The sequence below is a fragment of the Sphingobium mellinum genome, assembly GCF_037860795.1.
Taxonomy (GTDB): Bacteria; Pseudomonadota; Alphaproteobacteria; order Sphingomonadales; family Sphingomonadaceae; genus Sphingobium; species Sphingobium mellinum.
The window spans coordinates 146,561-160,045 of sequence record NZ_JBANRK010000002.1 but is presented as its reverse complement, the minus strand read 5'-3'; the positions used below and the strand labels follow the sequence as shown (position 1 = coordinate 160,045).

14 protein-coding genes and 1 tRNA gene are annotated in these 13,485 nt (G+C 62.0%); 1 reads left to right on the top strand and 14 read right to left on the bottom strand.

What is annotated here, in order from left to right:
* Positions 1 to 79 precede the first annotated feature (79 nt).
* The 9 genes from AAC640_RS05130 to AAC640_RS05090 all read right to left on the bottom strand — a co-directional run bounded on the left by AAC640_RS05130 (position 80) and on the right by AAC640_RS05090 (position 8,956).
* Complete coding sequence (locus AAC640_RS05130; RefSeq protein WP_340265032.1) at positions 80 to 2,053, bottom strand: hybrid sensor histidine kinase/response regulator; 1,974 nt, start codon at positions 2,051 to 2,053, stop codon at positions 80 to 82.
* Between the two features lie 233 nt (positions 2,054 to 2,286).
* Positions 2,287 to 2,360, bottom strand: a tRNA-Gly gene (locus AAC640_RS05125).
* Positions 2,361 to 2,427: 67 nt separating this feature from the next.
* On the bottom strand, positions 2,428 to 2,736 hold the full coding sequence (locus AAC640_RS05120; protein WP_340265031.1) for a hypothetical protein: 309 nt from the start codon (positions 2,734 to 2,736) through the stop codon (positions 2,428 to 2,430).
* Between the two features lie 51 nt (positions 2,737 to 2,787).
* Complete coding sequence (locus AAC640_RS05115) at positions 2,788 to 3,279, bottom strand: hypothetical protein (protein WP_340265030.1); 492 nt, start codon at positions 3,277 to 3,279, stop codon at positions 2,788 to 2,790.
* 4 nt (positions 3,280 to 3,283) lie between these two features.
* Positions 3,284 to 3,892 carry a hypothetical protein gene (locus tag AAC640_RS05110; RefSeq protein WP_340265029.1) on the bottom strand — a complete coding sequence of 203 codons (609 nt, stop codon included), beginning with the start codon at positions 3,890 to 3,892 and terminating at the stop codon, positions 3,284 to 3,286.
* 79 nt (positions 3,893 to 3,971) lie between these two features.
* Positions 3,972 to 5,714, bottom strand: a complete 1,743-nt coding sequence (locus AAC640_RS05105) for a beta strand repeat-containing protein (protein WP_340265028.1) — start codon at positions 5,712 to 5,714, stop codon at positions 3,972 to 3,974.
* A 57-nt stretch (positions 5,715 to 5,771) separates the two neighbouring features.
* On the bottom strand, positions 5,772 to 7,154 hold the full coding sequence (locus AAC640_RS05100; protein ID WP_340265027.1) for a hypothetical protein: 1,383 nt from the start codon (positions 7,152 to 7,154) through the stop codon (positions 5,772 to 5,774).
* A gap of 324 nt (positions 7,155 to 7,478) precedes the next feature.
* On the bottom strand, positions 7,479 to 8,516 hold the full coding sequence (locus AAC640_RS05095; RefSeq protein ID WP_340265026.1) for a CsgG/HfaB family protein: 1,038 nt from the start codon (positions 8,514 to 8,516) through the stop codon (positions 7,479 to 7,481).
* Complete coding sequence (locus AAC640_RS05090) at positions 8,516 to 8,956, bottom strand: curli assembly protein CsgF (protein WP_340265025.1); 441 nt, start codon at positions 8,954 to 8,956, stop codon at positions 8,516 to 8,518. The genes AAC640_RS05095 and AAC640_RS05090 overlap by 1 nt, the downstream gene beginning before the upstream one ends.
* 324 nt (positions 8,957 to 9,280) lie before the next feature.
* On the opposite strand from AAC640_RS05090, the gene AAC640_RS05085 reads away from it, so the two are divergent.
* Positions 9,281 to 9,865 (top strand): helix-turn-helix transcriptional regulator, encoded by a 585-nt coding sequence (locus tag AAC640_RS05085; protein WP_340265024.1) that lies wholly within the window; start codon positions 9,281 to 9,283, stop codon positions 9,863 to 9,865.
* Positions 9,866 to 9,879: 14 nt separating this feature from the next.
* On the opposite strand, the gene AAC640_RS05080 is transcribed toward AAC640_RS05085, so the two are convergent.
* Genes AAC640_RS05080 through cyoC form a run of 5 tightly spaced genes read right to left on the bottom strand, consistent with a single transcriptional unit; the run spans position 9,880 to position 13,481 of the window.
* Positions 9,880 to 10,413 (bottom strand): response regulator transcription factor, encoded by a 534-nt coding sequence (locus tag AAC640_RS05080; RefSeq protein ID WP_340265023.1) that lies wholly within the window; start codon positions 10,411 to 10,413, stop codon positions 9,880 to 9,882.
* The gene (locus tag AAC640_RS05075; protein WP_340265022.1) at positions 10,410 to 11,729 is read right to left on the bottom strand and encodes an ATP-binding protein; all 1,320 of its coding nucleotides are present in this window, start codon (positions 11,727 to 11,729) and stop codon (positions 10,410 to 10,412) included. The genes AAC640_RS05080 and AAC640_RS05075 overlap by 4 nt, the downstream gene beginning before the upstream one ends.
* Positions 11,726 to 12,388, bottom strand: coding sequence for an SURF1 family protein (locus tag AAC640_RS05070; protein WP_340265345.1), 663 nt, complete (start codon positions 12,386 to 12,388; stop codon positions 11,726 to 11,728). The genes AAC640_RS05075 and AAC640_RS05070 overlap by 4 nt, the downstream gene beginning before the upstream one ends.
* Before the next feature lie 50 nt (positions 12,389 to 12,438).
* Entirely contained in the window at positions 12,439 to 12,840 is a 402-nt protein-coding gene (gene cyoD, locus AAC640_RS05065) for a cytochrome o ubiquinol oxidase subunit IV (RefSeq protein WP_340265021.1), read from the bottom strand.
* Positions 12,837 to 13,481: a cytochrome o ubiquinol oxidase subunit III gene (gene cyoC / locus AAC640_RS05060; protein ID WP_340265020.1), complete on the bottom strand. Its 645-nt coding sequence runs from the start codon at positions 13,479 to 13,481 to the stop codon at positions 12,837 to 12,839. The genes cyoD and cyoC overlap by 4 nt, the downstream gene beginning before the upstream one ends.
* Positions 13,482 to 13,485 lie beyond the last annotated feature (4 nt).

The following is a 13,485-nucleotide window of genomic DNA, read 5'->3' as shown; positions in this document are numbered from 1 at the left end:
AGCAGCCACTTCCGGGGCGCTGTCGAGCATATTGCGCCGCCATTCGTGCCAAAACGGGAGACGAACGGGGACTGGCCCGTCACACGCCGCTGGAAGGCTCCGTCAAATGAAAGAGCGCCTCGCTCGGCAGCTCCCGTCGGGCGATCGACACCATCCGTGCAAGGTCGCTCTGCTTGAACGGCTTGTCCAGCCGCAGTCGCTTGGTGGCATGAGGCGGCAGCTCGGCGAAGCCCGTTATGATTACAACTGGAAGGCCAGGGTGGCTCGCTTCCAACGCATTAGCGAGTTCTGCGCCGGTCATCCGGGGCATAGCGTGGTCCGTGATGACAAGATCGACTTTGCCCTCCTGCAGCATCCTCAAGGCATCGGCGGCTGATCCAGCCTGGAACACTGTATGCCCCAGCTCCTCCAGCATGCCGGCGGTGTTCATGAGGACGAGATCGTCGTCATCGACAGCCAAGATTACCAGCGGCGGATCATCGAGGCCAAAGTCGATGTCGGCCGCTGGCTCTCGCTCGGCCACCGCGGCTTCGGTCGTTTCGGTTGCCAGCGGCAACCACAGGGACACGGTCGTGCCGTTCCCCGCTTCGCTCGATATGGCCAGGGACCCGCCACATTGCTGGGCGAAACCATGTACCATCGACAGGCCGAGGCCTGTACCCTTGCCCACGCCCTTGGTCGTGAAGAAGGGCTCTCTTGCTCTGCTCAGCGTGGCCGCATCCATGCCTTCACCCTCGTCGATGACTGACAACCGGACATAGCGGCCCGTCTCCAGGTCCGGCCTCCGGTCTGACAGTACATCGACCTCGGCGCCTTCGATGATCAGCCTGCCACCGTTAGGCATGGCGTCCCGTGCGTTGACCGCCAGGTTCAGTAGCGCCAGTTCCAATTGGGCCGGGTCGGCGTGGGCAGCGCTGAGCGATAGCGGGAAACGGGTTTCTATACTGACGCTGGTGCCCAGAGTGGACTTGAGAAGATCAGCCATATTGCGAACCAGCTGGACGCAATCCACATTGGCGAGCCGCAGCTCCTGCTTGCGGGCGAAGGCAAGCATCCGTTGGGTCAGCGTCGCGCCACGCTCGGCTGCCGTCATCGCATTGTCGATGTAACGAGAGACGTCGGCGCCCGTTGCGAGGCGCTGCCGCGCCAGGTCCAGGCTGCCCACGATCACCGCCAGCAGATTGTTGAAGTCATGCGCGACGCCTCCGGTCAGCTTGCCGATGGCGTCCATCTTCTGCGCCTGGAATATTGCCTCGCGCGCTTCCTCCAGCGCCAGTTGCGCCTCTCGGCGTTCCGTAAGGTCGCGGGTGATCTTGGCAAAGCCGATCAGCCTGCCCATCGGGTCGCGGATGGAATCGATGACCACATTAGCCCAGAATCGGGTGCCGTCCTTGCGAATACGCCAGCCCTCCGCCTCGAACCGGTTTTCGCGCTCAGCCGTTTCCAGCGCACGCGAAGGCACGCCGGCCATGCGGTCCTCCTCGGAATAGAAGCGAGAGAAATTCTGGCCGAGTATCTCGTCGGCGGTATAGCCCTTGAACCGCTCGGCGCCGGCATTCCAACTGGTGATGCATCCGACCGGGTCCAGCATGTAGATGGCATAGTCGGTCACGCTCTGGACTAGCAGGCGGAATCGTTCCTCGCTCGCCCGCAGCGCTTCCTGTGCGGCCCGTCGCTCCGTCAGGTCGCGAGTGACCTTGGCAAAGCCGACCAGCGTGCCATTCGAATCGTGGATGGGGTCGATGACCACATTGGCCCAGAATCGAGTGCCATCCTTGCGAATGCGCCATCCTTCGGCTTCGAACCGACCCTCATGCTCGGCAGTGTACAATGCAAGTGCGGGGATCCCCGCCGCCTGATCCTCCGGCGAATAGAAGCGGGAAAAATGCTCGCCGATGATCTCGTCGGCCTCATAGCCCTTGAACCGGCGCGCTCCTGCATTCCAGCTGATGATATTGCCGTTGGTCGAGAGCATGAAAATGGCGTAATCGGTTACGCTCTGGACAAGCAACTCGAAGCGGTTTCCAGACGCGTCCGGTGCCGCTGTGTTCATAAAATCCCCGCAAATCATTCCATCTTGGCGTAACTTGCAACCCGCCGGCGTGGCGAACGTTCCGGATCCCTCTGCTAATTCTTCGCACAGGGCGGCATGTCATTGAGAGTGCGACATGATTTCTTCCTGACGCCGGCTATCGGGAAGATCGACGGCGCTTACACTACACAGGATAGAACATGCGTTAACCTGCCTTAACGACGGCAGAGTGAGGGGGCGGGCTGACGGGAGTTTGGAGCGGGTGAAGGGAATCGAACCCTCGTCGTAAGCTTGGGAAGCTTCTGCTCTACCATTGAGCTACACCCGCATCGCCGCGCACGGATTAGCGTTAGTGCCGCATCGCGTCAACGCCATCGAGGGCAGTCGGTCGGGCGTCAGTCGCGGTCGCTTCGTTCAACGACATAGTGATCGCCATGTTCGGGCGTGACTGTCAGCCGCGCCGTCCACGGGTGATACGCGTCGATCGATGCGCGGCTCAGGACGACGGGCGCTTGCCCCGGATTGATGGTGGCGCGGGCGGAGGTGTGCAGCTTGGATCCGCCCTGGACATCCAGGACCACAGTGACCGTCGCCGGTTGATCCGACGCGGCCAGGATTGCGATGACCGCCTGCTGCCCCTCCTCGCGTACCTCCATCCAGACGGGGTGAAGCTGCGCGGGTTCGCTGATGGCGGACTGGCTCATGAAGATCCCTGCGAGAAAGAGGAAGAGGGGGTGAGGGCGCATCGTTTGCGTTCAACTTCCGGGATTGGCAGGCAGGATGATGACCGCGCCTTCGCCGCCCTGTGGGATTGGTGTGTGCGCAGTTCCTTCTTCCTTCGGCGCGCTGTAGCTGTCCAGGGCGGAGGGGTCCTGATCCAGGAAGGCGGCAAGTGCGTCTGGCCCGATTTCACGGGCGAGCGCCTCGGGTGTCGGCTGTTGTCCGCGCTGTCGCATCAGTTCCGCGGCTCGGGCGACCTCGGCTGCCAGCGTCTTGCGCTCGTCGCCACGGATGAGCGTGTCTTCGCCCTTGCCATGCTCGGAAGGGGCGTCAAGCGTCGGCGGCAATTGCTGTACCAACGCGGGGTTGGTGCCTTTCGCAGCGGGCGCGACATTGGGAACGACCAGATCGGAGGGAGTTCCGAGCGGCCTGCTGAGCTGCTCTACCTCGGCGCCCTGGGCCCCCGCCGCGCTCTCCGCGGCGCCCTGCAGCAAAAAGACGAAAGCCAGGATTGAAGTCGGCATCATGTCCTCAAGGCGCCGTTTGGGTAACGCTGATGGAGGCGCCGCCCCATTGTGTCAGGGACAGGCCGAGGCCGGTCCCGTTCTGGCTGAGTGTGGCCGAATTGCTGTCGCCATTCTGGGTCAGCGACAGACTGTTGTTGTCACCATTCTGGGCCAGCCCGGCGAAATTGTCATTGCCATTTTGCTGGAGGTAGAGGCTGTTGGCACCGGCAAGAGCGGTCTGCGTGACCTGCGCGCTGTTTCTATCGCCCCATTGGCCGATCGTCATGACATTGCTTCCGCCCGCGAACGCGGACTGGTCGAGGTTGCTGCTGTTGGCGTTGCCTTCGACCCATAGTGCCAGGCTGTTGTCGCCGGGCCCCTGCTGGACCGCCTGGACCTGGTGACCAGCGCCTTCAAGGCGCATGCTCCCGCGCTGGCCTCCGGCGATTTGCTGCAGCGTAATCATATTATTGTCACCGACCTGGTCGATGTCGACCTGCGCGCCATTCGCGGCCGACTGGTCGATCAGGATACGGTTGTAATCGCCCCGACTATCAGCGCTGGCGGCCGATTGCGCCTGCCCGGTCGCAGGCATTGCGGCCATCAGGATCAACGCAGCGATAATCTTTTTCATGGGCGCACCTATTTCAAAGCCTGTAGACAGGCCGAATGGCGGCAGGATGCAAACCATCCCGCCGCCACCCGTGGGGTGATTACTGGCTGACGCTGGCGAAATTGCCGGTGCCGCTTTGCGCGATAACGGAAATGTTCGAGTCGGTGGCCTGCAGCACGACGGCTTCGTTAAGGCTGCCGGACTGGCTGATCAGAGAGCTGTTGGCGTCGCCATTCTGGGTGACGGTGGCCTTCAGGCTCAAACCATCCTGATAGATGGTCGACTGGTTCATTGACCCATCAACAGTCAAGGAAGCGAGGTTGGCGCCGCCTTCCTGTCCAATGGTCGAGGCATTGCCGTTACCAACCATCGCGACATTGGCGACATTGTCGCTGCCGATCTGCTGGATGAACGAGCTGTTGCCATTGCCAGTCTCAGCAACATAGGCACGCTGATCCAGACCACTCTGACCGATCGTCGAGCCATTGTCATTGCCGATCTGATCGACGTTGACGACGCTGAACTGTGTGTCGAAGTCAAGTGCACTCGCCTGACCCACCGTGGACCGATTGCGATCACCCTTCTGATTGATATCGACCAAAGCGGTGGCACCGACCTGGCCCACCTGCGACTGGTTCCGCGCGCCGTCCTGCGTTACGAACACGGCCGCCGCAGCGCCGATCTCCTGCGCGTCGGACGCATTGTCATCGCCCTTCTGGTTGACGTCCACCAGCACGCCGCCACCGGCCTGTCCGACCGTCGCGCTGTTGCGCTTGCCGTCCTGCTTCACATTGACGAGTCCGCCCACAGTCAACTGGCCGACATTGGCATAGTTGGCTTCGCCATCCTGATCGACGGCAACAGCGGAAAGGCCCGCAATCTCGGTCACGAAGGAGCGGTTGTCCTTGCCGTTCTGGTCGATGGCGACCTGCGACGCGGCCGACGCCTGGAGGACCTGGGATCCGTTGCCCTGACCATTCTGCTTCACGTCGACGCCGCTCGATCCGAATGCGGTCTGCCGCACGTCCGAATAGTTGCTGCTGCCGCTTTGATTGACCTTCACGGTCCCGCCGACACCATCCTGGCGGACGGACGATCCGTTGCCGGCGCCGTTCTGGGCGACATCTGCATTGTTGAAGCTGCCATTCTGATCGACCGACGAATAGCTACCATTGCCAGATGTGCCGGGGCCAGACTGCTGATAGACGGTGGCGACATTGCTGGCGCCCGACTGGGTGATGTTGGAGCCGTTATCCTCGCCAAACTGGATCGAAGACGCCGTCGAACCATCTGCCCCGGCCGTCTGCACGATATAGGACGAGCCCCCCTCGCCATTCTGGTCGATCGTCGCGCTTGCGGCACCAGCATCCTGGTCGATCGAAGCGGTATTAAGGCGGTTGGCGGCGCCTACCGTCGGCCGGTTGGCGTTGAGCTGGTTCACGGTAGCCGTCGAACCTGCGCCGGACTGGTCGACATAGGCGGCGTTGCCTTCGCCTGTCTGAGTCACGCCGGCGGCGGCGGCGGCGGACTGCGTTACATGGGCGGCGTTGGTCGGATCGTTGCTCGTCGGCGCGTCGATGCTGCTGTCCTGCCTGACAGCCGCCTTTGCGCCATTTGCCGATTGGGCAATGCTCGACAGGTTATCGGCGCCCTTCTGCACGAGCGTCGCCTTGTTGTTGGCGTTGCTCTGGACGATGGTGGAATCAGAACTGGTCGCTGCCGACTGCGTCACATTCGCGTTCTGGCTGCTGCCGCTCTGGGTGATGCTGCTGGTCGAGGTGTCGGCGTGCGCGCCGCTGGCAAGAGCCATGGCCGACACGGCACACAGAAGTAGCTTTTTCATGGTAACTTACCTTTGAAAGCGTGTCCGGGCCCCGCGGGGAGGCCCGGACTGCACGACTTACTGGGCCACGTATGCGGCGTTGGCGCTTCCCGTCTGGTCGATGAACGAGCTGTTGCCATCGGTGGTCTGGCTGACATTCGCGTAGTTGTTCGACCCGCCCTGCAGGATGGTCGATGCGTTGAGATCGCCCGCCTGGTACGTCACGGCGTCGTTGTTGGTGCCATACTGGTTGACGAACGCGTCGTTATCCTTGCCGGTCTGATCCAGATCGGAATTGCCGCTGTATCCGCCCTGCAGGACGGTCGCGGAGTTGCCCGAGCTGGACTGATTGACGTCCGAATAGCTGCTGCGGTTGATCTGCTCGACATAGGCAATCTGCGTCGAACCCGACTGGGTCACGTAGGACGTGTTGCCAAAGCTGGTGTCCGAGTTGCCCGATTGGGCAACGCCCTGGACGACAGATGCGGAGCTATTGTCGGCCGACTGGTTGACGTTCGAATACTGCCAGTCGTCCTTCTGAGCCACGCTGACGCTGCTGTGGTCGCCGGACTGGTCGACCGTTGAGACGTTGGGAATGATGAAGGTCTGCGCGTTCTGATCGACATAGACGTTGCTGCTGTTGCCCGACTGCGTGATGGTCGAGCGGTTCAGCGGAGGGGTGGAACCATTGCCGTCGTCCGTCTGGTTCACGGAGGCGCCGTTGTTGTTGCCCAGCTGGGTGATGGTCGAGGTGCTGCCCTTGACGCCGCCCTGGGTGGTGTAGGCGCGGTTGCCACCGCCGACCTGATCGATCCACGACGTATTGTCTGCGCCGCTCTGAACCGTGCCGGCAACGTTGTTGTCGCCGCTCTGCTTCACATCGGCAGCCTGGTTGCTGCCGTCCTGGTTCACATAGCTGGTGTTGCGGAAGCCGGTCTGCGAAACAGTCGCTTCATGGCTGCCGGTGCCGCCCTGATAGATGGTCGAGCTGTTTTCATAGCTGGTGTCGCCCGAATTGGCCAAGCCCTGCGAGACCGTGGCGGTGTTACCGTTGCTGGCCTGCTCGATCGACGAGGACTGGCCGTCGTCATTCTGGGTCACATTAGCCACGTTGTTGTCGGCTGACTGCAGGACGGTCGACGCGTTTTTGGTCGAGGGCGGATAGCTGTAGGACGTCTGCAGGGTCTGGTTAACGGTCGCTGCGTTGTTCGATCCCGTCTGCTGAATGTTCGACGTCTGGACCGGCGTGGCACCCGTTCCATCATCTTTCTGGGTCAGCTTGGCATAGTTCGTCGATCCAGTCTGATTGATCGTCGAGGCGCCACCGGTCGAAGCGCCGACCTGATCGACATAAGCCTGGTTGTTCGTGCTTCCCTGGGTGATCGAGCTCGTCGAGCTGTCCGCATGTGCGGCGGTGCTCATCGCAAGGGCCGATACGGCCGTCAAAAGAATCTTCTTCATCCCACATTCTCCCTTAGGGGCGTGACAGCCCCAAATGCCCCCGGAGTGGCGGCACCCTGTTACGGCCGGAAATTGCGGCTGCTCTGCCCGGCCTCAGGGGCAGCCGGCGGAAAAAGGGATGTGGGAGGCAATCCGTCGCGCGCAGCCGGGATTCCAGCCAGAGGCCGATTGCCTCTGCGCGCGCATCTGTGCCACTATCGTGGCGTGGGTTGCTACTCACGATCCGGACGGGTTTTCCGCAAACCTGTCCACCTGGTCCGTCGGCGTCTTGACGCCAATCACTGCCGCTGGCGGACCAGCCCGATTTCTAGTGCATCTTCATCCTCACATTCCTGACTGCGTATGCACGATCCGCGCGTGCAACGTGGGCGTTCCCGCCGGGGCGGGGCTCGCCAGGATCCGGGTATTGATGGTCGCGGTTGCCTGCTGGGGTGACGCGACCCGGCATGCACCGGTCACCTTGGCTCCATCAGCGCGGGTGGGGAGCACAACCTGCTCGGGCTTGATCGAATCGCGCTCGGCCACATAGTCGCGCAGCAGCTTTTCACCATATTCCTCGGTCGTGCCGAAGCACCACAGGTCCTGCAGTGCCCCTTCAGCGATCAGCGCGTAGACCGCCTTTTCCACGGCTTGCTGCACTGCCAGCTGGTCGGGCTCATTATAGGTGACGCCCGCTTCCAGTTCGAGCAGGTCCTTGAAGCCGACATAGCGAAAGGCATTGGCGCCCAGCGCAACCGAAGCGATCGACTTGCGGACATTGACCGACGTCAGGACCTCTCCTGTCTTCACGCTCACTGCGCGCAGATACAACGTTACGGTATCCTCCCGATACTGGCCATTGCCTCCAATGCCCAGAAAGCGCGCACCGGCGCCGCCCGTTTTGACGTTGGAATCATAGCCGATGATCCCGCCTTCGAGCAGTAGTCCCGCGAAGAGCAGGGGAGGCAGCGCCTGCGGATTGACCTGTTTTTCACCGAGATAAGAGGCGCGCATTTCCCGGATCACGGCGCGTTCGCGCAGCACATTGTCCAACCGCTCGCGCTCGATAACCTGGAAGAATTGCCGGTTCCCCGCGTCCTGCAACGCCTTGACCAGGATCGACGTGGCCCCCTGTGTGACCGCGCGCGAAAGCGTCTGGACATTGTCGGTCGGCTTGAACTGGCCGGTCTGGTCGGTAAAGCCATAGACCGCCACCGCGACGCGCTTGCCACTGGAAGGAAGGGCGAGCAGCCTGCTCTGGATCTGCGATGGCTTGGCCATGGCCGGCGGTGTCCAGCTTTTCGCGCTGTAGGCCGCGCAGCTCGACAGCCCCGTCGCGGCCATCATCAGGCCGACGGACCGGAGCAACAATGACAGGGGCATTAGCCGGCTCCCTGAAGGAGGGGGACCACAATCTCGCTCACCGACCCGCTCGCCAGATCGCTGATCGTCAGTGTCACCGAATCAGCGCCACGGACGAAACTGATTTCCTGGTCGCCGAACTTGATGAGACCGGTGTCCTGGGCATGTTCGCCAAAGATGACATCGGTAATCTGGGTTGCCAGTGTTGACAGCAGTCGGCTCTGCAGCGTGCGCAGAAACTGAGCCGCCGGATCGGAACTGGTGGCGGACGCTGGATCCTTATATTTGTTGATCGCGTTCGCAACGCCCAGAAGATGGGCTGAATTGAAAGGGTTTCCGCCAAAGGACGGGTTGTTGGGCGTGTAAACTAGGTCGGATGCCCATGCATTGCCGAAGCCGCCGGTCACCGCGATCGCCGTTGTTATGGCCTTCGCGATTGCCTTCTTCCTTGCTGTTGGCATTGTCCCTCCGTAATCGGCCAAAAAAACTGCGATGCGACCCGCAATTGAGGCTTCGTCAGGACTGGATGATGGTTCTTACTCAGCGATTTGCTCTGAGTTAAGTTCTTCGCCCGTCAAGCTAATCTTCTTAACATTTTGTTCATTTTGTTGTTGGGTGCCTATTACGACCGGCATATATCGATTCGCATCACCAAAATTGGTGAGCCGAGAAGATTTCAGTCGATTAACTATTTTGGGAGAGCGATGGGGGCAGGGGCGGCAGCGAGTTGTTCTAAAATGGGACAGTAAGTTGCCGAAACCTTGCTTTCCGCTGTGGGGGCAAGTTTGGAACTGAGTATTGAAGCGCTGCAACATGCTGCGCTGGAATGGCTGGGCGCGGGGACAACGGCTCGGCTTATCTTCGATTCGGATTTGCGTATCCGCTGGGCGAACCAGCCGGCGCGAGAGGCTCTAGAGGGCCGCGGCTGGATCGAAAGCAAGGATGGCATCCTGACGGTTGTTCAAGGTCCCGGCGCGCCGGCGCTTGGCGCTGAAGTCGCGCGGCTGGGAGGCGGAGACATTTTCGTCGGCTCCTATGCCTCGCCGGTCGACGGGGGTCAGGTGGTCATGGTTGTACGCCAGCTGCCTTCCGGGAATGACGGGCATCGGCTTTACGGTCTGGAACTGCGCCGCCGCAGCGATATCGAATCGGTGCGATACACAGGCTACCGGTCCTGGTTCGGCATCACGCAAGCCGAAGATCGCGTGCTGCAGCAATTGCTCAAGGGGCATAATGTCGAAAAATGTGCCACGAATCTGGACATCAGCGTCGACACGGTGCGCAGCCATGTGCGCCAACTCTACACAAAGATGAACGTGTCCTCTCGCGAGGCGCTCTTCCACGCCATCATGCCGTTCCGCGTGCCCTGACGGAAAGGCGCCGCTCAGCCGACCTGTCGTTTCGCGAGCTTGCGGGCCAGTGTTCGGCGATGCATCCCGAGGCGCCGGGCGGCTTCTGAAATGTTGAAGTCGCTGTCTTTCAGAACCTCGTGAATATGCTCCCATTCCAGCGTTTTGATGGATGTCGGGCGCGGCGCGAGCGGTGCGGAGGGATCGCCGGCGGAGCGCGCGAAGGCGGCCTCGATATCGTCGGTGTTGGATGGCTTGGCCAGATAATGGGATGCGCCCAGCTTGATCGCCTCTACCGCCGTCGCGATGCTGGCGAAGCCGGTCAGCACGACGATCAGGATCGCCGGGTCATGGGCGTGCAGGGTTTGCACGCACACCAGACCTGATTCTGCGCCCAGCTTCAGGTCGACCACGGCATAGCCCGGATCATGGTCGACCAGCAGCGCTTCCAACGCCGCGTGGCTGCCGGCGGACAGCACGTTATAGCCGCGCCGCTCGAATGACCGCTTCAGTGTCCGGGCGAAGGCTTCATCATCCTCAACCAGCACCAGCAGCTTGCCGTCGCTCATCGGCCGGTCCCTTCAAGCGCGAGTGTTCCCAACGGCAATCGCAACAGGATCATCGCGCCGCCATCCGCGCCATTGCTCGCCGACACGCTGCCGCCCAGCTTGCGTACGACATTGACTACCAGGAACAGGCCCAGCCCATGGCCCTCCTTGCCCTTGCTCGATCGATAGGGTTTTCCGAAATCGGCCAGCATCTGCTCGGAAAAGCCGCTGCCATTGTCGCGCACCGCGATATTGATGGAATGGCTGTCGCGCCCTACCAGCAGGTCGACATAGCTGGCGCCCGCCTCCCGCGCATTGTCGAGCAGGTTGCCGATGGCCTGGCGGATCACCGGGTCTGCGATGATGGGCGGATAGTCGTACGGCCCGAACTCGCAGCGCAGCGGCATGCCGGGATTGGCCGCCCGCCAGTTGGCGGCGATGCCGTCGATGAAGTCGCGCAGAGTGGTGACTTCGGGTGCTTCGCCGCGCGCTTCGCCCGCCGACAGAAGGATACCGGTGACGATGCTCTTGCATCGGCGCACCGCCGCCTGCATCTCCTCCACCTCCTCCACCAGGGAGGCGTGGTCAGTGATTTCGGGCATGCGCCGCCAGTCGCCCAGCACAACCGCAAGCTGCGAAAGCGGCGTGCCCAGCTCATGCGCGGCGCCCGACGCGAGCAGGCCCATTCGGACGATATGCTCCTCCTCCGCCGCCTGTTGCCGTAGACGCGCAAGATAGGCTTCGCGCTCCTGCAGGTTGCGGTTGACGCGCCCCATGAACAGAACCAGCAGCACGGCAATCATCGTGAGGCAAATCCATGTGCCCACGATATGCAGGTCGAACAGATGGCCTTCCAGCGCGTCGGTGAGGCCCAGCGGTCGATAGACGAAAGACAGCATTGCCGCACACAGCGCCGACATCGTGACGACGCCCCAAATGCTCCAGCGGTCGAGCAGCACGGCGCCCAGCGCTACCTGCAACAGATAGAGCGAGATGAACGGATTGGTCGCCCCGCCGCTGAGATAAAGTTGTGCAGTCAGCAGCAGCACATCGAACAGAAGCGCCAGCAACAACTCGGCATGGGCGATGTCGGTGCGATAGCGCAAGGCTGCGAAGGTGATGATGTTCACAGCCGCCGCGACGCTTGCCACCAGAAGCATCGCCGCGATCGGAAGGTTGATGCCCATGCCCCAGTGCACGAACAAAATGGTGACAACCTGGCCCGCGATGGCGATCCAGCGCAACTGGACCAGCAGCGCCATGTTCTTGCGCCCCGCCGCGTCAGCCGGCCATTGGCTCGGCAGCCACCGTGCGCTGATCGGGAGACCGCACTTCATAGCCGGCGTTCTTTCCACTCGTAACGCATCAGCATCATGTAGGCGCCTGCGACCATCGCTGCCAGCGCGAACCATGTGAGCGCATAGGAGAGATGATTGTTGGGAAAGGAAAGAACGGTCAGCCCCCCGACCGGCAGTGCGGCGGGCGGGCCGGATTGTTCGGCATCGATGAAATAGTCTGCCAATCCGCCGTCCAGTCGTCTCGCCCGTGCGATGGCGGCCACGTCGCGCGAATACCATCGGTCGGCGGAGGGATCGTTGGCCCGCAGGAGCCCGCCCCTGGGCTCGCTCAGGCGCACGAGGCCGGTTATCTGAACCTTGCCTTCCGGGCGGCCATAGCTCGCTTTCGCCTCAGGGGGCACGAAGCCGCGGTTGATGATCACGGTGAAGCCGCGGTCGGTAGCCAGCGGCGTCATCACCCAATATCCCGCACCCTTGACGGTGGAGGCCTGAACCAGCGTCGCGCGGCTGTTCAGAAAGCGGCCGCTCGCCACGACGCGAAGGTAGGCGGACTTGCCGTCCACGGCGCGCGGGGCGGCTACGGGTGCGGCGTGAACGCGGCTCTCGACCCTGGCGATCAGCGCGCGTTTCCAGGCGAGCCGATGCACTTGCCACATGCCCAGGCTGGCAAAGCCCGTCACCAGCAGCGCCGCTACCATTGAGAGGCTGATCAGGAACCCCGCCGACCGCTGGCGGGGCGTGCCTTGCGTCACGGCATCTGGCTCATGTCATGCGCGCTCATCGCCTGCATCTGCGGCATCATGTTGTGGTTGAGATGATACATGACCCACATCGAACCCGACAGGGTGATGACGACCAGAACGATGGTGAAGATGGCCGCCATCATGGTCCAGCCATTTTCCGACCGGGTGTTCATGTGCAGGAAGAAGATCATGTGGACCACGATCTGCGCGACAGCAAAGCCCATTATGGTGAAGGCGGTCAGTTGTGGATCATGCAGCACACCAGTCATCACCAGCCAGAAGGGAATGGCCGTCAGTATGACCGACAGGCCAAATCCGATCATGTAGCTGCCCATGCTCCCATGCGCGGGCGCTCCGCCATGATGCTCGCCGTGATGACCGTGATTGTCGTGGCTGTGCGCGCTCATCGCAGCATCCCCATGAGATAGACGAAGGTGAAGACGCCGATCCAGACGACATCAAGGAAGTGCCAGAACATGCTGAGGCACATCAACCGCCGCTGATTGGCGAGAATGAGCCCCTTCCTGGCGACCTGCACCATAAGCGTCACCAGCCAGATCGTGCCGAAGGTGACGTGCAGCCCGTGCGTGCCGACCAGTGTGAAGAAGGCTGACAGGAATCCCGACCGCATCGGCGTTGCGCCCTCATGGATGAGGTGCGCGAACTCGTAGAGCTCGATCGACAGGAAGGCGAGGCCGAAAAGGCCTGTGACCGCCAGCCAGCCCTGCGTGGCGCCGACCTTGTTTCTTTCCATCGCCAGCATGGCGAAGCCATAGGTGATGGACGAGAAGAGCAGCATAGCGGTGTTCAACGCCACCAGCGGCAGATCGAAAAGATCCTTGGGACCAGGACCCGCCGCATAGTTGCCGCCCAGCACCGCATAGGTCGCGAACAGCGACGCGAAGATCAGGCAGTCGCTCATCAGGTACAGCCAGAAGCCCAGCGTGGTGCTGGATCCTTCCGGATGATGCGGCTCCTGGTCGAGGTGGAACAGCGGCTTGCCGTCCTTGTCCAGGAAGGCGGGGTCAATGGAAGGTGCGCTAGCCATGATG

What these genes read in the sequence shown, in the direction of transcription:
- AAC640_RS05070 (WP_340265345.1), bottom strand. Translation starts at nt 12,388, where the DNA reads ATGGTAGCGGCGCTGCTGGTGACGGGCTTTGCCAGCCTGGGCATGTGG.
- AAC640_RS05110 (WP_340265029.1), bottom strand. Translation starts at nt 3,892, where the DNA reads ATGAAAAAGATTATCGCTGCGTTGATCCTGATGGCCGCAATGCCTGCG.
- AAC640_RS05115 (WP_340265030.1), bottom strand. Translation starts at nt 3,279, where the DNA reads ATGATGCCGACTTCAATCCTGGCTTTCGTCTTTTTGCTGCAGGGCGCC.
- AAC640_RS05120 (WP_340265031.1), bottom strand. Translation starts at nt 2,736, where the DNA reads ATGAGCCAGTCCGCCATCAGCGAACCCGCGCAGCTTCACCCCGTCTGG.
- AAC640_RS05090 (WP_340265025.1), bottom strand. Translation starts at nt 8,956, where the DNA reads ATGCCAACAGCAAGGAAGAAGGCAATCGCGAAGGCCATAACAACGGCG.
- AAC640_RS05075 (WP_340265022.1), bottom strand. Translation starts at nt 11,729, where the DNA reads ATGAAGTGCGGTCTCCCGATCAGCGCACGGTGGCTGCCGAGCCAATGG.
- AAC640_RS05080 (WP_340265023.1), bottom strand. Translation starts at nt 10,413, where the DNA reads ATGAGCGACGGCAAGCTGCTGGTGCTGGTTGAGGATGATGAAGCCTTC.
- AAC640_RS05130 (WP_340265032.1), bottom strand. Translation starts at nt 2,053, where the DNA reads ATGAACACAGCGGCACCGGACGCGTCTGGAAACCGCTTCGAGTTGCTT.
- AAC640_RS05095 (WP_340265026.1), bottom strand. Translation starts at nt 8,516, where the DNA reads ATGCCCCTGTCATTGTTGCTCCGGTCCGTCGGCCTGATGATGGCCGCG.
- cyoC (WP_340265020.1), bottom strand. Translation starts at nt 13,481, where the DNA reads ATGGCTAGCGCACCTTCCATTGACCCCGCCTTCCTGGACAAGGACGGC.
- AAC640_RS05100 (WP_340265027.1), bottom strand. Translation starts at nt 7,154, where the DNA reads ATGAAGAAGATTCTTTTGACGGCCGTATCGGCCCTTGCGATGAGCACC.
- AAC640_RS05105 (WP_340265028.1), bottom strand. Translation starts at nt 5,714, where the DNA reads ATGAAAAAGCTACTTCTGTGTGCCGTGTCGGCCATGGCTCTTGCCAGC.
- cyoD (WP_340265021.1), bottom strand. Translation starts at nt 12,840, where the DNA reads ATGAGCGCGCACAGCCACGACAATCACGGTCATCACGGCGAGCATCAT.